This window comes from Pusillimonas sp. SM2304 (genome assembly GCF_031628915.1).
GTDB lineage: Bacteria > Pseudomonadota > Gammaproteobacteria > Burkholderiales > Burkholderiaceae_B > Pusillimonas_C.
On the sequence record NZ_JAVLUJ010000002.1, the window covers coordinates 134,222 to 158,920 of the forward strand.

Below are 24,699 nucleotides of genomic sequence, written 5' to 3' on the forward strand. Positions count from 1 at the left end.
TTCAAGGCGCCAGCCGTACACGCGACCATGCCTGGCCTGCGTCGCGCTGGAATACCAGCCTGTCGTGCAGCCGGGATGGACGCCCTTGCCAGAATTCCACCCGGTCGGGGGCAAGGCGGTAGCCGCCCCAGTGTTCCGGCCTGGGCGGTTCGCCGCCCAGCGACTCGGTGAGCTGAGCGGCGCGCGCTTCCAGTTCCGCCCGGGTAATGGGCTGGCTTTGGGGCGATACCCAGGCGCCTATGCGCGAGCCCAGGGGACGGCTGTGGAAGTATTCATCCGACTCGGCCGGCGAGACTTTTTCAATGGCGCCTTCGATGCGTACCTGGCGTTCCAGGGCGGGCCAGAAAAAAAGCAGGCTGGCGCAAGGGTTCTCTGCCAGCTCGTGGCCTTTGCGCGACAGATAGTTGGTATAGAAGACAAAGCCCTGGGCGTCGAAGCCTTTGAGCAGGACGATGCGCGCCGAAGGCCGCCCTGCCAGCGTGGTCGTGGCCAGGGTCATGGCATTGGCTTCGGGGACGCCTGCTTTCAGGGCATCGTTGAACCACAGGGTGAACTGTTCAAACGGGTCGGCAGCCAGCGAGGCTTCGAGCAATTCGAATTTTTCGTAGTTCTGGCGGATATCGGCAACAGACATGATGGCAGGCGAAAAAGGGAACGAAGCATTAGTTTACCGGATGGGGCGCGAAGCTTTGCCGGCATCGTTGCGGCTTAGCTTCCCTGGGCGATCGACATGCGCAGCGCACCGACCAGCGCCTGCAGCCGTTTGTCGTGGATATTGGACTGTTTCAGGGCTTGCGCGGTCTCCAGCACGTACTCGATGCAGGGGCCATAGCTGCCGTGCGCATTGCGTACGATCTGCACCAGGCGATCCACCGGCAGCCCGCTGACATAGGCGTCGGTATTGCGGTTCATAGTAAAGGCCAGGGCGGTAATCGGCCCGCTTTCCGTGCGGCAGGCCAGCCATTTGGGTATGTAGGCGCCGCTGGGCATTTCACGGCGCCAGAGCGCTTCCATGGTAGCGGGCACGTCGGCCGCCGGAATGCGGAAGGCCATGCCTCGGCATGATCCGCCCGAGTCCAGCCCGAACACCAGGCCGGGCTGGTCCGGCGTCCCCCGGTTCACCCTGGACCACAGGCACAGCGCGCGGTGATAACCGTGCAGCAACGCCATTCTTTTTTCAGAGAAGTCGAATTCGGGACGCCATATCAGTGAGCCGTAGCCATACACCCAAAGATCCTGATCCGGGCTCCAGTCTGTCAACGACGCTTGTAATGAAGCGTTTCGTTCAGCTTCGGTCAAAAGCCGAAAATTGCTGGGGGCGGGCATGGCATGGGGATCGGGTGAAAAAACGGTGTTCACTTTGCTGGCGGCTCTGGATGCGAGTGGATAGCGTTATATTTTAAGCCTGTCTTGGCGCGCTGCTAAGGCGCGTCTTCTATCTGTGGTTTTTTACGCATACGGCTATCGCGCGGCAGGGGGCCGGGCGCGCTGCCGGGCAAGGGCGCTGTGCTTGAAGGTAAACTTCATTCTGGGCTGGGCATCGCGCCAGCCGTCCGCCCGTACCGTGCCTATTTCCATCATTTATCCCGAGCCCGCCATGTCCGATGCTTCGTCCTTTGATCTTCAGCGCCGTTTCGGCGGGCTGGAGCGCCTGTATGGCCCGGAAAGTCTGGGCCGGCTGAGCGACGCGCACGTGGCGGTGGCGGGTATCGGCGGGGTGGGCTCGTGGTGCGCCGAAGCGCTGGCCCGCACAGGCATCGGGGCGCTCAGCCTGATTGATCTCGATCACATCGCCGAATCGAATGTCAACCGGCAACTGCATGCCTTAAGCGACACCCTGGGCCAGGCCAAGGTCATGGCCATGGCCCAGCGGGTGCATGGCATCAATCCGTCCTGCCGCCTGGGAATCATCGACGATTTCGTCAGCCCCGAGAATGTGGCTGAGCTGTTGGCGCCGGATGTGCGGGTCCTGATCGACTGCACCGACCAGGCCCAGGCGAAGATCGCCATGATTCTCGAGGCGCGGCGGCGTGGCATCCCCATCGTGGTGTGCGGCGGGGCGGGCGGCAAGACCGACCCGCTCAGCTTGCGGGCGGGCGATCTGTCCGCGGCGGTCAATGATGCTTTGCTGTCCAAGCTGCGCAATACGCTCCGGCGGCAGCACCGCTATCCCAAAGCGTCCGATCAGGCGGGCAAGGTGCGCAAGCGCCTGCCCAAGATGGGCGTGCGCGCATTGTGGTTCGATCAGCCCGCACTGCTGCCCGCGCAGTGGCTGCAGGCGGCGGGCGGCGCAGCTGCGGACGGATCGCCCGACAGGCAGGAACTTGGGCAAATGGCCGCGCATGCGCCCGAGGCCGCTGCTTTGCAAGGCCTGTCGTGCGCGGGTTATGGCTCGGTGGTAACGGTGACGGCGGCGATGGGCATGGCGGCGGCCAATGAGGCGGTGCACCATGTGCTGAGTGGGAAGTTTGCGGGCTAGGCCTGCCAACAAGGCTGGTGTACCGGAAACAGGGGGCAGCCCATGTCAAAGGGGCCGCGCCGGTGCTGCAATGGGCTTTTTCGGTGCTACTGCCGGCTGTCCAGCTGGCGTGGCCCCGAGGGCGTCTGGATATGAGCGATCAGGTAGGGCGCGCTGCCCTTGTCCAGCGGAAAGACTTTCAGCTTGTCGTCGAATCCGATCTGGTCCAGGAAGTGCTGGATGGCCGCGGCGTCGGGGTGGAAGGCTTCCAGGCCCAGCAGCGAGCATCCGATGTCTTCCATGCGGCTTGCCGGGTGGGGTTCGGCCTCCCACTGTATCAGGGCGGGCGCAATGCCGTCCATGACCAGCTTGCCGTCGTCGGGGAGGGTGATTTTCCACTTCAGGGGTCCGCGCGTCATGGATTCGATGGCGCCCAGCGGCAGCGCCGATAACTGTGCCGCCGCGTCGATATCGTTTGTCCGGGCGACCCAGGTGGCCAGCTTGGTGGGCTGGTTGTCGGCGTCTGTCAATTGGAACCAGCGCGGCCGGTCGGGCTGTTCGGCTTCGTGGTTGACCGCAATGACTTCAAGATAGACATCACTGCCCAGCCTGAGCAGCAGATTGTGCGTGCCCATCCGGGGATGCTCGCCGCCGGCCTCCAGGGCAACGCCCAGGGTGCGGAAAATGTATTCCGAGCCGTCAGCCAGCGATGCGGCGGTGATGACGATGTGGTCGATACGGGTTTGCAACATGGTGGATCCGTGCCTCCTGATGACGTATGCCGTAAGGGCAAGCTTACCCTGTCGAGGGCTGCAATGCGATGACCGCCATGCCCGTCAGGGCGATGGCGGCGCCCGCGGCGTCCCAACGGGTCAGCGCCACGCCGTCGACAAAGCGCAGCCAGAGCAAAGCCATCGCAATATACATGCCGCCGTAGGCGGCGTAGGTGCGTCCCGCGGCGCTGGGGTGCAGGGTCAGCAGCCAGGCAAACAGGCCGAGCGACAGGGCGGCGGGGATCAGCAGCAAGAGGCTTTTGCCTTGCTTGATCACCAGCCACGGTAGATAGCATCCGACGATCTCGGCCAGGGCCGTGATGGCGAACAGAAAACTCAGGCGCAGCAGTTCCACGGCGTGGGGTCCGGTTGAGGGCGGAAAGGGCTATTGTAAGGGGCCGCCGGCCAGGGGGACTTGTCAGGCCAGTTCGGCATCCAGCCATCCTCGTAAAGCGTTGGACACGCGTACGGCGGGGGCGTCCAGCAAGTCGCGCCGGCTGATGGCCGCCTCGCGGGCCAGGCCCTGGTCCAGCAAGGCCTGCCTTTGCACGCCTGGCAGCAAGCCGCAGGACAGCGGCGGCGTCAGCCAGCGGCTGTTGGCGTCCTGTATATACACATTGCTGCGGCTGCCTTCGCATACCTGATCCTGCGCATTGCAGAACACCACATCAAAATAATCGGTGTGATGGGCCAGCCATTGCTGGGTTTCGTCATACCAGTGCCGGCGGGTGGTTTTGTGCCGCAGCCAGAAGGCGTCGGCCTGCAGCGCATCGGGATGCAGGGTCAGCCTGACGGGTTGGCGCGTAGGGGGCAGGGGGTCCGCGGTCAGCGAAAAGCTGCCGTCCCGGTTGACAAGCAGGCGCAGGCGATGGGCGTGGGCGGCGTTCAATGCATCGAGCTGCTGCCGCAGGGCTGCGCTGAGCGCCTCGCCGGGCGGCGCATAATCCAAGGCCCGGCACGAGGCCGCCAGCCGCGCCTGGTGGCCCGCCAGCAGCGGCAACCGGCGGCCAGGCTCCACACGGATGGTTTCGATCAGTTGTATGTCTTTGCGCTCAGTCATATCGGGTGCCGGCAGGCCCTAGCAGGCGGGCCTTCCAAAGGCATTCCTGCCATTCCAGCTCGGGTTCGGAATCGTACACAATACCACCGCCCACGCCGAAGATGCCATGCTGCGGGTCGTGCATTTCTATCGTGCGTATGGCCACGTTCAGCGAGCAGTCGCCATCCGGGGCCAGCCAGCCTATGCTGCCGCAGTAAATGCCGCGCGCCCGGGATTCCAGCGCCTTGATCTTCTGCATGGCCGCGATCTTGGGCGCGCCGGTGATCGACCCGCAGGGGAAGAGCGCCCGCAGCAGCGCTTCCAGCCCGGTGTCGGGCGCGTCGGCGGTGATGGTCGAGGTCAGCGTCCAGACCGAGGGGTACTGCTCTAGCGAAAACAGGGCTTGCACTTTCACCGATCCCGGCGTGGCGACGCGGCCCAGATCGTTGCGCAACAGGTCGACGATCATGAGGTTCTCGGCGCGGTTCTTCTCGCTGTGGAGCAGCGCCTGCCCGCTGGCCCGGTCTTGTTCCGGGTCGGCGTGGCGCGGCGCGGTGCCCTTCATGGGCCGGACGGTCAGCGTGGCGCCCTGGCGGGCGACAAACAATTCGGGCGAGAAAGACAGCAGATAACGCCCGCCGTCTTCAATGTAGGCGGCATGGGCGGCGGGGTGCCGCGCCGCAATGGACTGATAGAGTTCGCGCGGCGGCGTCCGGCTGGTAATGGCTATGGGGAAGGTGTAGTTGGCCTGGTACAGCTCGCCGCGCCCTATGCTGGCGCGCAGGGCGCGTATGTCTTCCAGGTAGCGCGGCGTATCGATCAGGGGGCGGGCATCAAGGTCAATGGGTTGCGCAAGGGCGGGCGGCTCCCACACGGGGCCATGCCGGGCGTCCTGGAAAACCAGCGCGGTCAAGCGCGGCCGCGCTTGTGCCGCTGCTGCTTCACCTGGTTCCGAAGACAAGCCCGCGCGCGCCGGCGCCGTTCCAGGCGCCTGGCCCGCCGCCAAGGACGCCGGCTCCAGCCATTCGCCCAGTTCATAGTCCAGCAGCAGGGCGACCCAGCATCCCCTTGTGCGGGCCGCCTCGATATGCGTGAACGCCGTGGCCAGTTCCGATGCCGAATGGGCCGCAATGCGATGGCTGAACCCGGCCAGTTCCAGCGCCTGCCCCGACAAGCGGTTTTCAAATCGGCAGAGCATGTCAGCGCTGTTCCAGGAACGCGTCCAGTGCTGCGCCGGTGTGGGAGGCGGCTTTCAGGCTCATGACATGTTCGGGCGAGCCTTGGGCCACCAGGCGACCGCCGCCATGGCCGCCCTCCGGCCCCAGGTCCAGCACCCAGTCGGCTTCGGCAATGATGTCCAGATTGTGCTCGATGACGGCCACCGTGTTGCCGGCATCCACCAGCCGGTGCAGTACATGAATCAGTTTTTCGACATCGGCCGTGGACAGCCCCACCGTGGGTTCGTCCAGCACATACAATGTGTGCGGAATCCGCGAGGCTCGGCCGGTCTTGATGACGCCTTCGGTGAGCCGGGCCTTGGCCAGTTCCGTCACAAGCTTGATGCGCTGCGCCTCGCCGCCCGACAGGGTGGGCGAAGGCTGGCCCAGCGTCAGATAGCCCAGGCCGACGTCCTGCATCAATTGCAGGATGCGCGATATTCTTGAATGGGCGGCAAAGAATTCCACCGCTTCGTCCACTTCCATTTTCAGGACTTCGCCTGCGCTCTTGCCGCGCCAGGTGACATTCAGCGTATCGCGATTGAAGCGTTCGCCGTTGCAGCCATCGCACAGTACTTTGACGTCGGGCAGGAAACTCATTTCTATGGTGCGCATGCCCTGGCCTTCGCATACGGGACAGCGTCCTTCGCCCGTGTTGAAGGAAAAACGGGCCGCGGTCCAGCCGCGTATTCTGGCTTCGCGGGTATCGGCAAACAGCTTGCGCACGTCGTCCCAAAAGCCGACGTAAGTGGCCGGGCAGGAGCGCGGCGTTTTGCCTATGGGGGTCTGGTCCACCTCCAGCACGCGATCAATCGCCTCCCAGCCCGAGATGCTTGTGCAGCCGTGCCAGGCCGGGTCCTTGCGCTGCGAGACCGCCTGGGCCAGGTTGTCCAGCAGCACATCGCGCGCCAGTGTGGATTTGCCCGAGCCGGAGACCCCGGTGACCACGCTCAGCCGGCCTACCGGAAGTTGCGCATTGACGTTGTGCAGATTGTGCAAGTGCGCGTTCTGGACGCTGATCATGGGGACGCTGTCGGTGATGGCGCGCCGTGCCTGCAAAGGATGTTGCAAGGGCTGCCTGAGATAGCGCCCGGTGACTGATGCGGGATTGTCCATGAGGTCTTGCGCCGTGCCTTGCGCCACCACCATGCCGCCCCGCGTGCCGGCGCCCGGCCCGATATCGATGATGTGCGAGGCGCGCCGTATGGTGTCTTCGTCGTGTTCGACCACGACCAGGGTGTTGCCGTTGCCTTCAAGCGAAGCCAGGGCATTGAGCAAGATCTGATTGTCACGCGAGTGCAGGCCAATGGTGGGTTCGTCCAGCACATAGCACACGCCTTGCAGGTTGGAGCCCAACTGGGCGGCCAGCCGTATGCGCTGCGCCTCGCCGCCCGACAGGGTGGGCGCGGCGCGATCCAGCGCCAGGTAGCCCAGGCCGACTTCGCGCATGAAGCTGAGCCGTCCCCGGATCTCGGTCATGATGTCGCGCGTAATGTCGCCTTCGCGCCCGCGGATGACCAGGCCGTCGAAGAAGGTTTGCGCATCGGATACGGGCAGGGCGGCCAGTTCGGCAATCGATCGGCCGCGCCAGCGGAATGCCCGGGAAACCGGGTTAAGGCGCTCGCCGTGGCAACTGCTGCAGGTTTCCGTATTGCCTTCGTACCAGGCATTCCAGGCGGTTTCCTCGCCCGTTTGCTCCGCATCGAAACCGGCCAGTTGCAGGCCGGTGCCAAAGCAGCTGGTGCACCAGCCGTGCTTGGAGTTGTACGAGAACATGCGCGGATCGGGCTCGGGAAAACTGGTGCCGCAACTGGGGCAGGCGCGCTTGACCGAAAAATGCTTCTGCTGGACGGATGCGCTCAAGCCGGCGCTGCGGCGCTCATCCAGGCTTGCCGCCTGAGCGGGGGTCAGATCCAGCAAGATGCTCATGCTGCCTTGCCCATGCTCGAGCGCGCTGCCGACTGCTTGGCGCAGTTCGGCCTCGCGCTTCGGGTCCACGACCAGGTCGGCAACGGGCAGCTCGATGGTGTGTTCCTTGTAGCGGTCCAGCCGCGGCCACGGCGCGACGGGGATGAATTCGCCATCCACGCGCAAGTGGCTATGGCCTTTGCCGGCGGCCCATTTGGCCAGGTCGGTGTAATAGCCTTTGCGCGCGCTGACCAGCGGCGCCAGGATGCCGACATGACGGCCTTTGTGGTCCTTCAGTATCTGGGCGACAATTTGCTCGGCCTTCTGCGGCTCGACGGCGACGTTGCAGGTAGGGCACATTTGCGTGCCCAGTTTCACATACAGCAGCCGCAGGAAGTGATGGATCTCGGTCATCGTGGCGACGGTGGACTTGCGGCCTCCGCGGCTGGTGCGCTGCTCGATGGCGACGGTGGGCGGGATGCCGTAGATGGCGTCCACGTCGGGCTTGCCGGCCGGTTGCACAATGGCCCGGGCGTAGGCATTAAGGGATTCCAGATAGCGGCGCTGTCCTTCGTTGAACAGAATGTCGAAGGCCAGGGTGGATTTACCCGAGCCCGACACCCCCGTGATCACGGTAAAGGTGTCGCGCGGAATACTGACGTTAATGCCTTTCAGATTGTGTTCGCGGGCATTGACCATGTCGATGCTCGGCTTCTGGCCGCGCCGGTGCCGCAGAGCGGTCTGCAGCGGCGTGCCGGCATCGGCCCCATAGTGGGCCGTGGGCTCCGCCAGTTGCCGGGCAAGCTGCGACTTGTCTTCATAGACGATGGCGCTGGTGTAGTCGGCCAGGGCCTGGCCGGTATGCGAAGCCTTGTTCTGCATCAGCGTTTCGGGCGTCCCCGTGCCTACGATGCGGCCTCCGGCATCGCCGCCTTCGGGGCCCAGGTCGATGACCCAGTCCGCGGCCCGGATCACATCCAGATTATGTTCGATGATCAGAAGCGAATGCCCGGCGGCCAGCAGTTTCCGGAAGGCCCGCATCAGGCGCGCCACGTCGTCGAAGTGCAGGCCCGTGGTGGGCTCGTCGAACAGGAACAGGCTGCCTTTCTTGGCGACGCCGGCGCTTGAAATCCCGCTGCGCGCCGCGTTGGCCAGATGGCCGGCCAGCTTGAGGCGTTGCGCTTCGCCGCCCGAGAGCGTGGGTACAGGCTGGCCAAGACGCACATATTCCAGGCCCACGTCGGCCAGCGGCGCCAGTCCCCACTGCACGTCGCGCAGGCCGCTGAAAAAATCCAGGGCTTCGCTGATGGTCATTTCAAGTACTTCGTCGATCGACGCGCTGCGGCCCAGGTGCTCGACGCGGACTTCGAGTATTTCGGGCCGGAAGCGCTTGCCGTCGCAATCGGGGCAGCGCAGGTACACGTCGGAAAGGAATTGCATCTCGACATGTTCGAAGCCTGTGCCGCCGCAGGTGGGGCAGCGTCCGTCGCCGGTGTTGAAGCTGAAGGTGCCTGCCGTATAGCCGCGTTCTTTCGATAGCGTTGCCTGGGCAAAAAGCTTGCGTATGGCATCGAAGGCGCCGACATAGCTGGCGGGGTTGGACCGGGCGGTCTTGCCGATGGGGGTTTGATCCACCATGACGACTTCGGCCAGTTGCTCCGCGCCCAGCAGGCGTTCGTACTCGCCCGGCGACTCGGTGGGTTTGCCCTGGTGCTTGAGGATGGCGGGGTACAGCACGTCCTGGATCAAGGTCGATTTGCCCGAGCCCGATACGCCGGTCACGCAGACCAGCCGGCCCAGGGGGATGGACAAGGCGACATCCTGCAGGTTGTTGGCCTTCGCGCCTTCGAGCAGCAAGCGCGGCGTGTTGGCTGCAACCGGCATGGGGCGCGGGGCTTCGACGCGCAGGCGGCTGCCCAGATAGTTTCCCGTCAGCGTATCGGCGTTGCGCAATTGCTCGGGCGTGCCATCAAAGACAATCTGGCCGCCGCGCTCGCCGGGGCCGGGTCCCATGTCCATGATACGGTCGGCGGCGATCATGACCTGCGGATCGTGCTCGACGACGACCAGGGTGTTGCCGTTGGCGCGCAGCCTGTGCATGACTTCCACGACGCGATGCATATCGCGCGGGTGCAGGCCGATAGACGGTTCGTCCAGCACGAACAGCGTGTTCACCAACGAGGTGCCCAGCGCCGTGGTCAGGTTGATGCGCTGGACTTCGCCGCCCGACAGCGTGCGGCTTTGACGGTCCAGCGACAAATAGCCCAGGCCTACATCGCACAGGAACTTCAGGCGGGTGCGCACCTCGTTGAGCAGCAGGTCAATGGCGGCATCCAGGCTTGCGCCAAAGCTGATGTCGAAGAAATAGTCGCGTACCCGGCTGATGGGCAGGCGCATCAGGTCGTGGATGCCCAGGCCGGGCAAGGCATCGAGCTGATCGCGGGACCATTGGGCGTGTACAGGCATGAAGCGGGGGTAGGCGCCGTCGCCGTCGGCGGCTGTCTGGCTGCCCAGGCGCCACAGTGTGGCGTCGGGCTTGAGCCGTGCACCGCCGCAGGCGGGGCAGGGGGTGTAGCTGCGATACTTCGACAGCAGCACCCGCACGTGCATTTTGTAGGCGCGCGATTCCAGCCAGTCGAAAAAGCGCTGCGCGCCATACCATTGCGTCTTCCAGGCGTTGTTGCCGCCTTTCCAGTCGGGCGTGCCATCGATCACCCAGCGTTTTTCGTCTTCGCTCAGGGCGTGCCAGGGCGTATCGAGCCGGACGCCGGCAGCCGGGGCATATTGCTCCATTTCCGTCTGGCACTCTTTGTAGCTGTTGGTCTGCCAGGGTTTGACGGCGCCTTCGCGCAGGGTTTTCTTTTCGTCGGGGACGACCAGGCCGTAGTCGATGCCCATGACGCGGCCAAAGCCCCGGCAGGATTCGCAGGCGCCCAGGGGGGAGTTGAAGGAAAAGGTACTGGGCAGCGGCGTGCTGTATTCGATATCGCAGGCGGCGCAGTGCAGGCGATTGCTGAAACGCCACACGATTTCCTGAGCGGCGCCGTCGCCGCCGGCATCCGGCATGGCGTGTACCGCAATATGGCCGTCGCCCTGCTTCAGCGCGGCATCCAGGGCTTCCATGACGCGCTGGGGCTCGGCCGAACTATAGCGAAAGCGGTCTTGCACCACGTGCAGCACACGTAGTTTTTCCGCCTTGGGGGCGCGCTTGCTTTTCCCCTTGGTCTTGGCCGCCGGCGGAGTGTGCAGCCGGATCTCTTCATGGTGAACCCGGGTATAGCCCTGCTGCTCCAGAAAGCCCCGCACTTCCTCTTCGGTGTAATTGGAGGGAACCACGATGGGAAAGGTAATCACCAGTCTGGGGTCGCCGGCTTCTTGTGCCCGCGCGGCCAGTTGCTGCTGCACCGATTGCGCGTCATCGCGCTGCACGCGCCGGCCGCAGCATTGGCAATAAAGGCGGCCGAGCCGGGCAAAGAGCAGTTTCAGGTGGTCGTTGAGCTCCGTCATGGTCCCCACCGTGCTGCGCGAGTTGCGCACCGGATTGACCTGGTCGATGGCAATGGCGGGCAGAATACCCTCGATGCGTTCGACCTGGGGCTTGTCCATGCGATCCAGGAACTGCCGGGCGTAAGGCGAAAAAGTTTCTACATAGCGCCGCTGCCCTTCGGCATAAAGCGTGTCGAACGCGAGGGAGCTTTTGCCTGATCCGGACACGCCGGTGACGACCAGCAGTTCGCCCGTGTTGATGGAAACGTCAAGGTTCTTGAGGTTGTTCTGGCGTGCGCCGAAAATCCGAATATGTGAGCTCATGCCGCTATGATAATCGTTCTTTTCCCGCCGCTTGGCCATGCCCCTTTTTGCCGCCGGGCCAGTGGCAGGCACGGCGGCGTTTTTGTGCTTGAGCGGCATTCTGGGGTAGAATGGCGGGTTAACTGAATTTTTAGGGTTGCGCCGCCCGCGCACCTTGCACGCACAGATCGGAGATCATCATGGCAGAAATCAAACGCACGCGCCGCAACACGCTAGAGCGCCGTTGCCTGGGCAAAGCATTCAAGCGCCTTTTCGTGCGCGCGCCCAAAGGCGTTTTCAAGATGCTTGAAAAAGTAAAACGCGCCTGATTCCCTTGCGGTAGAACGCGTGCTGTACCGGCGCCGCTTGCCTTAGGTCCTTTAGGGCCCGCGCGGCGCTTTTTTGCGTCCTATCGACTTGGACAAGACAGCCCGAAAGCGGTCTTGATGCCTTGCTTGGCGGGCGTAAGCCGAAGGATGGGCATCGCTCCCCCAGTAGGAAAGTATCCAGATGTAAGTATGGCAAGCAATCCGCAGATATTCAGTCTGCGGATTTTTTTTGACCTATCATAAAACCGTTGAAGTGGGAAAAACATAGGGCAAGAATGCAAACCAGCTCGGGTACGGGCTCTCTCTGCAGGCTGGGCCGCCCGTACCTGAATGCTAAGCTATAAAGAAAATCGGTATGTCCACTTGGCGCCACCTTTTTACGGTTGTCACACCTACCTATAACAGGGCCCATACACTGGAAAGGGTCTATCTGTCGCTGTGCGAGCAATCGTTCCAGGACTTCGAATGGGTGATTGTCGATGACGGCTCCACCGACAACACGCGCGCGATGGTCATGGGCTGGCAGCAAGAAGCCAGCTTCCCCATCCATTACATGTGGCAAAGAAACCAGCACAAGAAAACGGCCTTCAACCGCGGCGTCAAGAAGGCCAATGGCGAACTGGTGGTCGCGCTCGACAGCGACGACAGCCTGGATACCAACGCCTTGTATGCCATGGCCACCGTCTGGAGCGACATTCCGCGTAATGACCGCGACCGTTTCGTGGCGATTACCGGCCTGTGCGCCCGCCCCGACGGCCATATCGTGGGCGATATGTACCCGCGCGATCTGCTCGATGCCACCTCGCTCGACATGACCTTCAAATACCATGTGAAGGGCGAGAAATTCGGCTGCCTGCGCACCGACGTTCTGCTGAAATTTCCCTTCCCCGAGGAAATTGCCGGATTCGTGCCCGAAAGCCTGGTGTGGCGGGCCATTGCACGCGCGGGCTACCTGACCCGCTTCGTCAATCAGGTGTTCAGGGTGTATCACCACAACAGCGATTCGCTGTCGAACCAAGGAAGGGACGGCCAGCAACATGCGTTGGGGCTATGGCTGCTGGCTTATGACACGGTGGTCGAATGCTTGCCCTGGTTCCGTTACCGGCCCCAGGCATTTTTGATGGCCGCGGCGCGCTACACCCGCTTTTCCCTGCATCTTAGACACAGCAGGCAGCCCCTGCCCGCGGGGCACCGGCTCAAAGGCCTTGCGCCGCGCACCTTGGTCGGCCTGATGTGGCCGCTTGGCCTGCTGCTGTATATGCGCGATCGGGCCCGCTAGCGGATTGAGCCTGGCGCCCTAATGCAGGGTGCGGGGCCCGTTAGGCTCGTCCAGGTCCAGCATGTCGTCGTCATCATCGTCATCGTCGCCGCTGTCATCGTCCGCCGGCGCTTCGTCGGCCATGATGAAAGGCAGAATGTCTTGCAGCGTATCCGTCCATGCGACTTCGTCGCCTTCCTGGTCCACCTTGATGAAGCGGACGCCTTCCAGATCGGACAACTGGATGGCCCACAGGTATTCGCAGTCGAAGACTTCGCCGTCGCTGATCGTCATGCCGCCGGTATTGCCCACGAAACGGGCATCGGCGCCGCCGATCTGCACCACGACATGGTCGTCGGGGTTGTCCTGGACATCGAGCGGAACCGCGAAAATAACCCATTCGAAGCCGGTTTCTTCCGCATCCATGATTTCGGCCAGCACGGGTTTGCCCATGTAGGCGCTCAAGGCATCGGCGGTGCGGCCCAGCAAATCGAGCTCATCGGCGGTAAAGACCAGTGGGGCGGTTTCTTCAGTGGACATGGCGAGTCGGCGGGAACGAGGATGAGAGCTTGATTTTAAAGCATGCCGGCCGCTCCTGGCCCGCAAGGCCCGGCTTTAATTTGCCGCACGGCCTACAATCGGGGTTTTCTTCATTCTTTGATTTGCTTGTTATGGCCCAATACGTATATACGATGAACCGGGTTGGCAAAATTGTGCCGCCCAAGCGCCAGATTCTGCGCGATATTTCACTGTCGTTCTTTCCCGGCGCCAAAATCGGGGTGCTGGGCTTGAACGGCTCGGGTAAATCGACCCTGCTCAAGATCATGGCGGGCATAGACCGCGAGATCGAGGGCGAAGCCATTCCCATGCCTGGCCTGAATATCGGCTACCTGCCCCAAGAGCCGGTCCTGAATGCCGAGCATACGGTTCGCCAGTCCGTCGAAGAGGGTCTGGGCGAGCTGTTCAGCGCCCGCAAACGGCTGGAAGAAGTCTACGCCGCCTACTCCGAGCCGGACGCGGACTTCGATCAATTGGCCACCGAGCAGGCCGAGCTCGAAGCCGTGATCGCGGCCGCGGCGTCCAGCGGCTCCGACGATATCGAGCACCAGATGGAAATCGCCGCCGATGCCTTAAGGCTGCCCCCCTGGGACGCCGTCATCGGCAATCTTTCAGGCGGCGAGAAGCGCCGGGTGGCCTTGTGCCGCCTGCTGCTGTCCAAGCCCGACATGCTGTTGCTCGACGAGCCCACCAACCACCTGGACGCGGAAAGCGTCGAATGGCTGGAGCAATTCCTGCGCAAATTCCCGGGCACAGTGGTTGGCGTGACCCATGACCGCTACTTCCTGGATAATGCGGCGGAATGGATACTTGAGCTGGACCGGGGGCACGGCATACCCTGGAAGGGCAACTACAGTTCCTGGCTCGAACAGAAAGATGACCGGCTCAAGCAGGAAGAGGCGTCTGAATCGGCCCGCCAGCGCACGATCAAGAAGGAGCTCGAGTGGGTCAGGCAGAACCCCAAGGGCAGGCAGGCCAAGGCCAAGGCCCGCCTGGCGCGCTTCGAAGAATTGTCGTCGCACGAATACCAGAAGCGCAACGAAACGCAGGAAATCTTCATTCCCGTCGCCGAGCGCCTGGGTAACGAAGTTGTCGAATTCGAGAATGTCAGCAAGGCGTATGGCGATCGCTTGCTGATCGATCAGCTCAGCTTCAAGATTCCCCCCGGTGCGATCGTGGGCATTATCGGGCCGAACGGCGCGGGCAAGTCCACGCTATTTCGCATGATCGCGGGCCAGGAACAGCCCGACTCCGGATCAGTCAAGGTCGGCCAGACCGTGAAGCTGGCTTTTGTCGACCAGTCGCGCGAATCCCTGCCCGACGATAAAACCGTATTCGAGGCCATTTCCGACGGCGCCGACTTGCTGACCGTGGGGCGCTTCGAAATGCCCTCGCGCGCATACCTGGGGCGCTTCAACTTCAAGGGCGGCGACCAGAACAAGCAGGTCGGCAAACTGTCGGGCGGCGAGCGCGGGCGCCTGCACCTGGCCAAGACGCTGATTGCCGGCGGGAATCTGTTGCTGCTCGACGAGCCCTCCAACGATCTGGATGTGGAAACATTGCGCGCGCTGGAAGACGCCTTGCTGGAGTTCGCCGGCAGCGTGATGGTCATCAGCCACGACCGCTGGTTCCTGGATCGCATCGCCACCCACATACTGGCGTTCGAAGGGGACTCGCAGGTCGTCTTCTTTGACGGCAACTATCAGGAATATGAAGCCGACAAGGTTCGCCGTCTGGGTGAAGAGGGCGCCAAACCTCGGCGTTTGCGCTATAAAGCACTTAAGTAGCGCCACGGTCTGAAGGAGGTCCCATGCCCACCCTGAGTACGCACGATTCCATGGTCCTGCTGGTCGATATGCAAACCGGGCTGCTGCCCGCCATTGCCGGCCAGCAGGCGCTTATCGCATCGACTCAGCGTTTGCTGCAGGCGGCACAGTTGCTGGGTGTGCCGGTCATGGCCACCGAGCACTGGGCAGAGAAGATCGGACCCACCGACCCGGTGCTGCGGCGCTGGGTCGATCATGTCATTCACAAACAGCACTTCGATGCCGCGCGCGAGGCGCACTTCCTGCCCGAACTGCCCCGGCAGCGCCGAAAAGTGTTGTTAATTGGCACAGAAGCGCATGTGTGCGTGTTACAAACCGGCCTGGGTCTGGCCGGCCTGGGCTTGGCGCCCATCCTGGTCACGGATTGCATCGGCTCCCGCCAACCGTCCGACCATGCTGCGGCCTGCGCGCGCTGGGACCATTACAGGCTAGAGCGGATCAGTTCTGAAATGGCCATGTTCGAATGGCTGGAAACACCCGCGCACCCACAGTTCAAAGAGGTGCTGGCACTGATCAAATCGACATAGTTCCCTCTTGATACATCTGTTTCGCAAGTTCACAAGGCGGTACGACCTGGCATGCATGCAGCACCTGAAATCGGCTACTTTAAGTCATCAGCTCGCATTCTTTGGAGGTAAAAAATGAAAGCAGCAACCCTCAGTAAATTTGGCGCTATCGGTATTCTTGCTCTGGCTATGGGCGGCTGCTCATCCTGGGACAGCATGAGCCATCGTCAGAAAAGCACCGTAACCGGCGCGGGTCTTGGCGGCGTCGCCGGCGCCGTCGTCACGGGCGGCGGCGTCCTGGGTACCGTGGGCGGCGCAGCCATAGGCGGCGTCATTGGCGACCAAGTCGGCAAGAATAAATAGCAAAAAAAAATGGACCCGGGGCGTTCCCGCCCGGATCCATAACGATTGACTCCGTAGATGAAACCCCCGGAAGGCTTCGGCTTTTCGGGGGTTTTTTTGCCGCCGGGCCGCCCCAAGGCAAAAAGCGCCCCCTTGGGGGGCAGCAAGCGGGCGTCAGCCCGTGCAGCGTGGGGGCATTTTTGCCGCTATGCGCTGGCGCTACCGGGCTTCCGGCTGGGGCATTTCGATCTTGACTTCAAGAATTTCCAGGGAGTCCTGGCGCTCCAGATTGACTTTGATGTCGTCCGGATTGATTTTGACGTAGCGGGAAATGACCTCGACCAGCTCTTTCTGCAGCCGGGGCAGGTAGTCGGGCGTGACGCCGTCGCCGCGCTCATTGATCAGAATCAGCTGCAGCCGGTCGCGCGCCACGCTGGCGGAGGTTTTCTTCTGGCCACGAAAAAAAGAAAGCAGGGACATATTATTTCCCTCCGAACAGGCGCTTGAACAGACCTGGCTTTTCGTAGTCGACGAAACGTAGCGGTTTTTCCTCGCCCAGATAGCGGGCAACGACGTCCTGGTATGCGACGGCGACGTCGCTGTCGCGCAGGTGGATGGCGGGAATGCCCTGGTTGGATGCTTGCAGCACCGATTCGGATTCGGGCACGACGCCGATGAGCTTGATGCGGAGGATGTCTTCAATATCCTTCAGCGACAGCATTTCGCCTTCGGCCACGCGCTTGGGGTTGTAGCGGGTCAGCAGCAGGTATTCCTTGATGGGCTCTTCGCCTTTTTCGGCACGGCGCGATTTGGCCGACAAGATGCCCAATATGCGGTCGGAGTCGCGTACGGAGGACACTTCGGGGTTGGTCACCACCAAGGCATCGTCGGCAAAGTACGATGCCATCAGGGCGCCGGTTTCGATACCCGCCGGCGAGTCGCAGATAATGTATTCGAAGCCCATGTCGGCAAGGTCCTTGAGCGCCTTTTCGACCCCTTCGCGCGTCAGCGCATCTTTATCGCGCGTTTGCGAGGCGGGAAGAATGAACAGGTTTTCAAGCTGTTTGTCGCGGATAAGCGCCTGGTTCAGGGTGGCCTCGCCCTGAATGACATTGACGAAATCGTACACAACGCGCCGTTCGCACCCCATGATCAGGTCCAGGTTGCGCAAGCCCACGTCGAAGTCGATCACAACGGTTTTGTGGCCACGCATCGCCAGTCCAGAAGAGAAGCTCGCGCTGGTGGTGGTTTTGCCCACACCGCCTTTGCCGGAAGTCACCACAACAATTCGCGCCATGACGATAGAATTCCTTTAGGTATTGATAAATCACGTAATCGTAATGCAAATTTGCATTAAGACTGCTCAAACTGACACTAATTTAACTTTGGCTTGGCAACAAAAAATATCTGCTATTTGCCCAAGGCGGTAATTTTCAGTGTGTCGTCGTCCAGCTGGACGATGGTCGGCTGGTTGTGCAATGACTTGTCCAACTGGGTTTCAATGACACGATAGACGCCGGCAATGGCCAACAGCTCGGGGTCGAGCTGTGTGGTGAAAATGCGGGCGGTCGTGTCGCCCCGGGCGCCGGCCATGGCTTTGCCGCGCAAAGGCCCGTACACATGGATATTGCCGTCGGCGATGACTTCCGCGCCCTGGCTGACGACGCCGATGATGATCAGGTCGGTGTTGCGCGCGTAAATGCGCTGGCCCGAACGCAGCGGCCGGTTGATGACCATGGCGGCGGGCGCCACCTCGGGCGCTGCCGTGGCGGTGTTTTGGGCGGGCTCGGCCGGCGCCGCGGCTGGGCTGCGGTGTTCGGCTGCTTTCCCGGTCGGCGGGGCGACGACGGGCACTTCCTGTTCCGGCGCGGGTTTGCTGACCGGGCGGGGCGTTGGGCTGGCCAGGTCGACGGCCGCCAGGCCTTGCGCCTTGGCGGCTTCCAGGTTGGCGTCTTGCGCCACCACGCCCACAGGGTGCAGGCTGTGCTCGCGCAGCGCCTGGACGAGGATGGCCCAGTTGACGGGTTCCGAGATCTGGCTGGCGTCGATGACGACCGCTTCGTTCTCGAAGAAGGCGCCGGCGTCGGTCATGCGCCGTTCAAGCGCGGCAAGCAGTTCGACATCGTCGTGGGTGTGCAGCACGACGCGCAAGGCATAAAGCGTGGCGCTTTTGAAGTCCAGTGCTGAGGGGCTTTTGCGTTTTGAGTTGGCGTCGCTCACGGATTCTTCTTTCGTTAATAAAAAATTACAAATTTTCGGCAATCATTTTTGCGGCGCCCAGGAATCCTTGAGCGTGGCCGTGCGGTTGATCACCGGTTTTTCGGGCGTGGAGTCTTCGCGGTCTGCAACGAAATAGCCCAGGCGTTCGAACTGCCAGGCGCTATCGGCAGACCCGACCGTGCCGGGTTCGAGCCAGGCCTGAACGACATGGCGGGAATGCGGATTGAGCGCCTCCAGGAAGTTCTTGTCGCCCGCGTCGGGGTGGGCTTCGGTGAACAGGCGGTCGTACAGGCGGATTTCGGCGGGAACGGCATGGCCGACGCTGATCCAGGTGATATTGCCCTTGACCTTGACCGAGTCGGCGCCGGGCGTCCCGCTTTTGGTGTCGGGCAGATATTCGGCGTGGACTTCGGTCACCTTGCCGTTTTCGTCCTTGATGCAGCCGGTGCAGCGGATGATATAGCCGTATTTCAGGCGCACCGTGTTCCCGGGAAAAAGTCGGAAATACTTCTTGGGCGGTTCTTCGCGGAAATCGTCGCGTTCTATCCAGAGCTCGCGCGACAGCGGAAATTCGCGTTGTCCCGCATCGGGATTGTGCGGATTGCGCGGCGCATGGCAAAGCTCGGTCTGGCCTTCCGGGTAGTTGGTCAGTACCAGCTTGATGGGGTCGAGGACGGCCACGCTGCGGGCCGCTTTGGGGTCGAGGTCATCGCGCAGCGCTTGCTCAAGCACACTGTAATCAATGCGTGAATCGGCTTTCGATACCCCCAGGCGTTCGCAGAACAGGCGTATGGATTCCGGCGTATAGCCGCGCCGGCGCAGCCCGGCCAGCGTAGGCAGGCGGGGGTCGTCCCAGCCGTCGACATGGCCTTCGCGCACCAGTTGCAGCAGCTTGCGCTTGCTGGTGATCACATAGCTCAGGTTCAGGCGCGCAAATTCGTGTTGATTGGGCAGCGGGCGCCGCAGTTGCCCCAGGTCGGCCAGATGGTCCAGGATCCAGTCGTAGAAAGGCCGCTGGTCTTCGAACTCCAGTGTGCAGATGCTGTGCGTAATGCCTTCCAGGGCATCCTCGACCGGGTGGGCCCAGGAATACATGGGGTAGATGCACCACCGCGTGCCTGTGCGATGGTGGGGCACATGCCGTATGCGGTACAGCACCGGGTCGCGCAGATTGAGGTTGGGCGAAGCCATGTCGATCTTGGCGCGCAGCGCCATGCTGCCGTCGGGGTGCTTGCCGTCGCGCATTTCGCGCAGCAGGCGCAAGGATTCGTCGGCCGGGCGGTCGCGCCACGGCGAGTTCGTGCCTTTTTCGGTCAGCGTGCCGCGGGTGGCGCGCATTTCATCGGCGCTTTGTTCGTCGACATAAGCCAGGTCGGCCTGGACCAGCGCTTCGGCAAACTGGTACATGTAGTCGAAGTAGTCGCTGGCAAAGTAGCAGTTTTTCTCGTCGCCGTAGTGCCAGCTGAAGCCCAGCCATTGCACCATGTCGATAATGGCCTTGACGTATTCGTCCTCTTCCTTTTCGGGGTTGGTGTCGTCGAAACGCAGGTGGCAGGCGCCCTGGTAATCGCTGGCCAGGCCGAAGTTCAGGCAAATGCTCTTGGCATGCCCGATATGTAGGTAACCGTTGGGCTCCGGCGGAAAGCGGGTGCGGATCCGGGCCGGATCGGCATCGCCCTGGGACTGCACGGAAGCCGGCCCTGGCTTGCCTGCCCAGCGCTTGTCGGCATAACGGCCCTGGGCCAGGTCGTTATCGATAATAGTGCGCAAAAAATTTGAAACAGGAGCAGGAGTGGGCACGGGGGTCATACAGAAATAAACAAGGAATGATCAGGTGAAGTAAGCATTTTGCCACGTTCAGCATTATTTGCCCGCTTTTGCGGGTTTACAAATGGCGAACTGGCTCTAAACTAGCGCTCATTATGACGCACTCGACATTGTGGTTATCGCAGATCCAGTTTTTTTCGAGTCTGGGCTTTATGCTGCTGTTTCTGGTTATCGAGCTGGGGCTGGCGTGGATACTGCTGTATTTCAAGCTTCGCTCGCTGGGGCCGGATCATGCTGCGTGGATCGCGGCATACCGCTTCTGGGTGCGGGTGTTCGCGCTGGCCTTTATCCTGAGCTTTGCGGCCAGCCTGCCGGTACTGATTCAGTTCGGCAGCCTGTGGCCTTCGCTCATGGACAAAATAGGCAATGTGGCCGGGCCTTTGCTGGCGGCGGGCATTCTCTCGGCCTTTGTCTTCAAGTCGTGTTTTCTGGGGGCCATGCTGTTCGGTCAGCGCTACCTGTCCGACAAGATCCACGCGCTGGTCGTTCTCATGGTGGCGGTGGGCGTGACGGTGTCCTCGTTCTGGCTGCTGGTCCTGCTGTCGTGGATGCATGCGCCCACGGGCGCCCAGTTTGTCGACGGGCAGTATCAGGTGGTCGACTGGCTGGCCGTTCTGTTCAACCCCGCGCTGCCCTGGTATGCGGGCCTGTTCATCCTGGCGGCCGCGCTGACGACCGCCTTCCTGATGATGGGCATGATCGCGGCGCAATCCCTGCGCCGTCCCGCCGATGACAGCGGGCGGCTGGTATTCAAGTCGGCGCTCTGGGTCGCGGCCGTCAGCATCGTCCTGCAAGGCCTGATGGTGGCCGGCATGGGCAATATGACGGCGCAATACCAGCCGGCCAAGGCAGCCGCCACCGCGGCCTATTGGCACAGCGGAGAGCCCGCCGATCTGGTGCTGTTTGCCTGGCCCGACGCCCAGGCAGAGGCCAATCGCTCTGCCTGGCTCTTGCCGCGCGCCGGCGCCGCCTGGCTGGGGCGCGATGCCGCCGGCGATTTGCGCGGCCTGGATCAGTTTTCAGGCATGGCGCCGCCCGTACCCATGATCTTCTGGTCGTTTCGGCTGGCGGTGCTGGCCGGCTTGGCCATGCTGGTCATCGCCTGGCTGACGGCATGGCGCGCCAGGCGTGTCCAGTACGACCCGGGGGCGCTGTCGCGCGGATGGCGCCATGTGCTGGCCGGCATGACGTTTTCGGGCTGGGTGCTGCTGCTGGCAGGGCTGGCCTACATCTTGCTCGGGGCGTTTCCGTACGCGGTCACCGGCACGGTCACCCTCAGCGAAGTGACGGGCAGCACGTCTTTTGAAACCTTGCTGGGCGGCTATCTGGCCTACCTGGCTTTTTATCTGCTGTTTTTGCTGGGCTTCTTCCAGATGCTGCGCCATATTGCCCGTTTTGGCGTGGTGCCGATTGCACGCCGCAGGGGACGCGCATGATTGATTCCTTGGCTGGGGCCCTGGGGCTTGGCGCGCAGGACCCCGCATTCTGGATGCCGCTGATCTTCATGGCGCTGTTCTTCGCCATTATCGTGGCCGGCACGGTGCTCGACGGTTTCGATATCGGCGTCGGCAGCCTGGTCCTGTTTGCGCCGGCCGATCTCCGTCCGCGCATGCTGTCTTTGCTGAGCCCCTGGCGCGACGCCAATGAGTTCTGGCTCTTTCTTGGGCTGGGCCTGTTCGTTGCCGCCTTTCCCAAGGCCTGGGGCAGCATCATGGGCCAGCTTTATCTGCCCTTATGCCTGCTGGCGCTGGGCGTTTTATTGCGCTCGGTTGCATTTGAAATGCGGCTGCGGGCGCCGCAGGAGTTTCAGGCGCGCTGGCTGGCGGGGTTTGCAGCCGGCTCGTTGTTGACGGCGTTCTCTCATGGCTTGCTGCTGGCGCAGGTGGTGGTGTCGTACGAGACTGAGCCGGGCTATATCTGGTTTTCCCTGTTCGTCGGCCTGTGCACGGTCGCCGCCTATTGTCTGCTGGGGGCGTCCTGGCTGATCATGCGGGTGGCGGGCGAGCTGCGCGCGCGCGCCGTGATTTGGGGCCGGCGCGCGGTGCGCTGGTCGGCCGCGGGCGCCGTGGCGGTGTCCGTGGTCCTGGCTTTCGCCAACCCGGGCGTGTTCATCAAATGGAGCGATGGCCCGCACTGGCAGGCCGTGGCCGCCTTGTGGGGCTTGTTGCTGATCTGTTTCGTCTCGGTCGAAATGTGCCTGCAGCGCATGATCAACAGCAGCTATCGCACGACCGCGCTGCCTTTCTTCATGACCTTGCTGATCTTCCTGACGATGCTGGGCGGGCTGGGGTACAGCTTTTTCCCCTATCTGGTCCTGGACGACATCACCCTTTGGGACGCCGCGGCGTCGGTGGATTCGCTGCGGCTGGTGCTGTCCGGCACGGTCATCGCCTTGCCGGTGGCCCTGATCTTCAATATCTGGGTGTACTGGCGGATGTTCGGCTTGTCGGTGCCGCCTACGCCGCCGGATTTCGATCGCTAGCCGCAGCCTTCGCCGGCAGGCTTATCCGTACTTCCAGGCCGCCCCAGGGGGCCGCTTCCAGGCTCAGCGCGCCCTGGTGGGCCCGGGCGATGCTGTCGGCCAGGGCCAGGCCCAGGCCGACAGAGCCTGTGCGGGTGCGCGCTTCGTCCAGCCGCGAGAAGGGCCGCATGGCTTCGACCCGGCGATCGGCGCTGATGCCCGGGCCGTGATCGGCGACCGTGATGACCGCCCCTTCCGGCGTGGCCTTCAGCGCAATCTCGACGGGAGGCTTGCCATGATTCAGCGCATTGGTGATCAAGTTGTCCAGGAGCCGGCCCAACGCCATTTTGTCGCCGTCCAGGCTGAGCGGCTCGCTGGGCATCTGAACCAGCCTGACGGGGCTGCCGGCGCTCTCCCAGGCGGTGACCTGCTCATCCAGCCAGGTGTTGATCACCATGGGCGTGAACTGATATGAGCCCGGATCAGAGCCGCGCACAAAGCCGATGAACTGGTTCACCATGCGCTGCATGTCCTGGACGTCCTTGAGCATGCCTTCCTTGAAGGTGGGGTCCTCGACCATTTCTATGCGCAGCCACATGCGGGACAAAGGCCCTTTCAGATCGTGCGGCAGTCCGGCCAGCAGCGTGCGCTGGACGGCGTTCGATTCGGCCAGCGTGTCCAGCATGGCATTGAAGCGCTCCCCCAGGATACGGGTTTCAGTGGGGCCCGAAGGGGTGACGCGTTCAGGCTGGCCCGCCGCCAACTGGTCGGCCGCCTTGGCCAGCCGCGTCAGCGGCCGGGTGATATGCCAGGAGAACGCGGCCGCCAGCAGCAGAAACAGGCCCATGCCGCTGAGCCAGACAATGATCACGGGCGTGGCCACCGGCGGCGCGATGCGATCCAGCGGGATCACCAGCCACTCCCTGTTTTGCCGTGCCTCGTCCACCTTGAGATCGGGCAGGAGCGAAATATACAGCCTGGGTTCGGGCCCGCGCGACAGGGCGACGCGGGTATCGTCGTCAAGACGCAGGTTCAGGGCTTTGACGAAGGTGCGCAGCGTATTGCGTATGTCCCCCGGCGGCGGAGGGGGAGGGGGCTCGCCGCGGGGCGGCCGGCGGTGCTCCACGCTGGTGTTCGGCGGCAGGCTGCGCGACCACAGATGCCATTCGTTCTGCGAGGCCTGGCGCACGAACTCGGCACGCTGGTCAGCGGGAATTTCCGCCAATGAGGCGCGCAGGGTGCGTATGGTCGTGGCCGTGAACTCGACCGTGACCTCTTCCGTGAATTTTTTGCGGTAGAACGACACGGTGGCGAAGGTCGCGGCCTGGACCAGCAAGATCGTGCCGAGCGTCAGCAGCACCAAACGGGCGCTCAGGGATCGTGGCAGCCATGTGCGTAACATCGTTCGGCTCATTGAATCGGGCTGGCGGGCCGCCCTAGGGCGAGAACCGGTAGCCGACGCCCCAGACGGTCTGTATCCAGCGCGGCTGCTTGGGATCGTCTTCAATGGCGCGGCGCAGGCGCAATACGGCGATGTCGATGGCGCGGTCGTTGCGTTCGCCTTCGTCGTCATCGCGGGCCAGCGCCAGCAAGCGGTCGCGCGACAGCGGCTTGCCGGGGTTGTTGACCAGGGCCTCCAGCAGGTTGACTTCGCCGCCGGTCAGCTTGATGGGTTCCTTGTCCTTGAACAGCTGGCGGGTGGCGGGATCGAAGACGAAGGGGCCGAACGAGACGGGCTTGTCTTTGTTCAGGGTCGAAGCGCCTTTTTTGCGGCGCAGCACCGCTTCGATGCGGGCCAGCAGCTCGCGCGGATCGAAAGGCTTGCCCAGATAGTCGTCGGCCCCCGCTTCCAGCCCAATCACCCGGTCAACCGTTTCGTCGCGCGCGGTCAGTAAAATAACGGGAATATCTTCGCCTTGCTGGCGCAGGCGGCGGCAGGCTTCGGCCCCATCGCCATCGGGCATCATGCGATCAAGTACGATGAGGTCGGGGGAATACCGCTGGATGCGCGCAGCCAAGTCGCTTGCGTCGGGGGCGAGCAGGGTGTCATAGTTGTGGCGGTTCAGGTAATCGGCCAGCAACTGGCGCAGGGCGGGGTCGTCGTCGACGACCAGCACTTTGATTAAAGGGTTTTCCATAGTTGGCAAGTGTGCCTGTTGGCCCGGGGCGTGGCAAGCGCCCGAAATGG

General features: G+C 62.9%; 22 protein-coding genes. 8 read left to right on the top strand and 14 right to left on the bottom strand.

The features are described 5' to 3' along the window. Nucleotide 1: 1 nt before the first annotated feature. Together pdxH and RE432_RS09605 are read right to left on the bottom strand one after the other, a co-directional pair. Complete coding sequence (pdxH, locus tag RE432_RS09600) at nt 2-634, bottom strand: pyridoxamine 5'-phosphate oxidase (protein WP_310933207.1); 633 nt, start codon at nt 632-634, stop codon at nt 2-4. A 74-nt stretch (nt 635-708) separates the two neighbouring features. Further along, nucleotides 709-1,359: a gamma-glutamylcyclotransferase gene (locus RE432_RS09605; protein WP_409079839.1), complete on the bottom strand. Its 651-nt coding sequence runs from the start codon at nt 1,357-1,359 to the stop codon at nt 709-711. Nucleotides 1,360-1,597: 238 nt separating this feature from the next. On the opposite strand from RE432_RS09605, the gene RE432_RS09610 reads away from it, so the two are divergent. Beyond that, nucleotides 1,598-2,479: a tRNA threonylcarbamoyladenosine dehydratase gene (locus tag RE432_RS09610; protein WP_310934186.1), complete on the top strand. Its 882-nt coding sequence runs from the start codon at nt 1,598-1,600 to the stop codon at nt 2,477-2,479. 86 nt (nt 2,480-2,565) lie between these two features. On the opposite strand, the gene RE432_RS09615 is transcribed toward RE432_RS09610, so the two are convergent. The 5 genes from RE432_RS09615 to uvrA form a co-directional block, all read right to left on the bottom strand. After that, nucleotides 2,566-3,210, bottom strand: coding sequence for a VOC family protein (locus tag RE432_RS09615; protein WP_310933208.1), 645 nt, complete (start codon nt 3,208-3,210; stop codon nt 2,566-2,568). Nucleotides 3,211-3,253: 43 nt separating this feature from the next. Further along, nucleotides 3,254-3,586, bottom strand: coding sequence for a YnfA family protein (locus tag RE432_RS09620; protein ID WP_310933209.1), 333 nt, complete (start codon nt 3,584-3,586; stop codon nt 3,254-3,256). 63 nt (nt 3,587-3,649) lie between these two features. Continuing rightward, complete coding sequence (locus RE432_RS09625) at nt 3,650-4,291, bottom strand: aminotransferase class IV (RefSeq protein WP_310933210.1); 642 nt, start codon at nt 4,289-4,291, stop codon at nt 3,650-3,652. After that, nucleotides 4,284-5,468 carry an aminodeoxychorismate synthase component I gene (pabB, locus tag RE432_RS09630; protein WP_310933211.1) on the bottom strand — a complete coding sequence of 395 codons (1,185 nt, stop codon included), beginning with the start codon at nt 5,466-5,468 and terminating at the stop codon, nt 4,284-4,286. The genes RE432_RS09625 and pabB overlap by 8 nt, the downstream gene beginning before the upstream one ends. 1 nt (nt 5,469) lies before the next feature. Next, the gene (uvrA, locus tag RE432_RS09635) at nt 5,470-11,205 is read right to left on the bottom strand and encodes an excinuclease ABC subunit UvrA (protein WP_310933212.1); all 5,736 of its coding nucleotides are present in this window, start codon (nt 11,203-11,205) and stop codon (nt 5,470-5,472) included. A gap of 179 nt (nt 11,206-11,384) precedes the next feature. On the opposite strand from uvrA, the gene RE432_RS09640 reads away from it, so the two are divergent. Together RE432_RS09640 and RE432_RS09645 are read left to right on the top strand one after the other, a co-directional pair. After that, nucleotides 11,385-11,513, top strand: coding sequence for a hypothetical protein (locus RE432_RS09640; RefSeq protein WP_264129781.1), 129 nt, complete (start codon nt 11,385-11,387; stop codon nt 11,511-11,513). Nucleotides 11,514-11,868: 355 nt separating this feature from the next. Next, the gene (locus RE432_RS09645) at nt 11,869-12,792 is read left to right on the top strand and encodes a glycosyltransferase family A protein (RefSeq protein WP_310933213.1); all 924 of its coding nucleotides are present in this window, start codon (nt 11,869-11,871) and stop codon (nt 12,790-12,792) included. 18 nt (nt 12,793-12,810) lie between these two features. Here RE432_RS09645 and RE432_RS09650 read toward each other — a convergent pair whose 3' ends face one another. After that, nucleotides 12,811-13,311 carry a hypothetical protein gene (locus RE432_RS09650; RefSeq protein ID WP_310933214.1) on the bottom strand — a complete coding sequence of 167 codons (501 nt, stop codon included), beginning with the start codon at nt 13,309-13,311 and terminating at the stop codon, nt 12,811-12,813. Between the two features lie 131 nt (nt 13,312-13,442). On the opposite strand from RE432_RS09650, the gene ettA reads away from it, so the two are divergent. The 3 genes from ettA to RE432_RS09665 all read left to right on the top strand — a co-directional run bounded on the left by ettA (nt 13,443) and on the right by RE432_RS09665 (nt 16,024). Next, nucleotides 13,443-15,116, top strand: coding sequence for an energy-dependent translational throttle protein EttA (gene ettA / locus RE432_RS09655; protein ID WP_310933215.1), 1,674 nt, complete (start codon nt 13,443-13,445; stop codon nt 15,114-15,116). 23 nt (nt 15,117-15,139) lie between these two features. Then, a complete protein-coding gene (locus tag RE432_RS09660; protein ID WP_310933216.1) occupies nt 15,140-15,682 on the top strand; it encodes an isochorismatase family protein in 543 nt (180 codons plus the stop codon). 114 nt (nt 15,683-15,796) lie between these two features. Next, nucleotides 15,797-16,024, top strand: a complete 228-nt coding sequence (locus RE432_RS09665; protein ID WP_310933217.1) for a glycine zipper 2TM domain-containing protein — start codon at nt 15,797-15,799, stop codon at nt 16,022-16,024. Nucleotides 16,025-16,222: 198 nt separating this feature from the next. On the opposite strand, the gene minE is transcribed toward RE432_RS09665, so the two are convergent. The 4 genes from minE to RE432_RS09685 form a co-directional block, all read right to left on the bottom strand. Continuing rightward, entirely contained in the window at nt 16,223-16,483 is a 261-nt protein-coding gene (gene minE / locus RE432_RS09670; protein WP_310933218.1) for a cell division topological specificity factor MinE, read from the bottom strand. Nucleotide 16,484: 1 nt separating this feature from the next. After that, entirely contained in the window at nt 16,485-17,300 is an 816-nt protein-coding gene (gene minD, locus RE432_RS09675) for a septum site-determining protein MinD (RefSeq protein ID WP_310933219.1), read from the bottom strand. A gap of 113 nt (nt 17,301-17,413) precedes the next feature. Then, entirely contained in the window at nt 17,414-18,223 is an 810-nt protein-coding gene (gene minC, locus RE432_RS09680; RefSeq protein ID WP_310933220.1) for a septum site-determining protein MinC, read from the bottom strand. A 42-nt stretch (nt 18,224-18,265) separates the two neighbouring features. Then, on the bottom strand, nt 18,266-20,032 hold the full coding sequence (locus tag RE432_RS09685; protein WP_310933221.1) for a glutamine--tRNA ligase/YqeY domain fusion protein: 1,767 nt from the start codon (nt 20,030-20,032) through the stop codon (nt 18,266-18,268). 113 nt (nt 20,033-20,145) lie between these two features. On the opposite strand from RE432_RS09685, the gene RE432_RS09690 reads away from it, so the two are divergent. Further along, the gene (locus RE432_RS09690) at nt 20,146-21,486 is read left to right on the top strand and encodes a cytochrome ubiquinol oxidase subunit I (RefSeq protein WP_310933222.1); all 1,341 of its coding nucleotides are present in this window, start codon (nt 20,146-20,148) and stop codon (nt 21,484-21,486) included. Continuing rightward, nucleotides 21,483-22,532: a cytochrome d ubiquinol oxidase subunit II gene (locus tag RE432_RS09695; RefSeq protein ID WP_310933223.1), complete on the top strand. Its 1,050-nt coding sequence runs from the start codon at nt 21,483-21,485 to the stop codon at nt 22,530-22,532. Before RE432_RS09690 ends, RE432_RS09695 begins: the two co-directional genes overlap by 4 nt. Here the strand turns inward: RE432_RS09695 and RE432_RS09700 are convergent. Further along, nucleotides 22,507-23,913, bottom strand: a complete 1,407-nt coding sequence (locus tag RE432_RS09700) for an ATP-binding protein (protein WP_310933224.1) — start codon at nt 23,911-23,913, stop codon at nt 22,507-22,509. The two genes, RE432_RS09695 and RE432_RS09700, sit on opposite strands and share 26 nt — an antisense overlap. A 34-nt stretch (nt 23,914-23,947) precedes the next feature. Then, a complete protein-coding gene (locus RE432_RS09705; RefSeq protein WP_310933225.1) occupies nt 23,948-24,649 on the bottom strand; it encodes a response regulator in 702 nt (233 codons plus the stop codon). Nucleotides 24,650-24,699 lie beyond the last annotated feature (50 nt).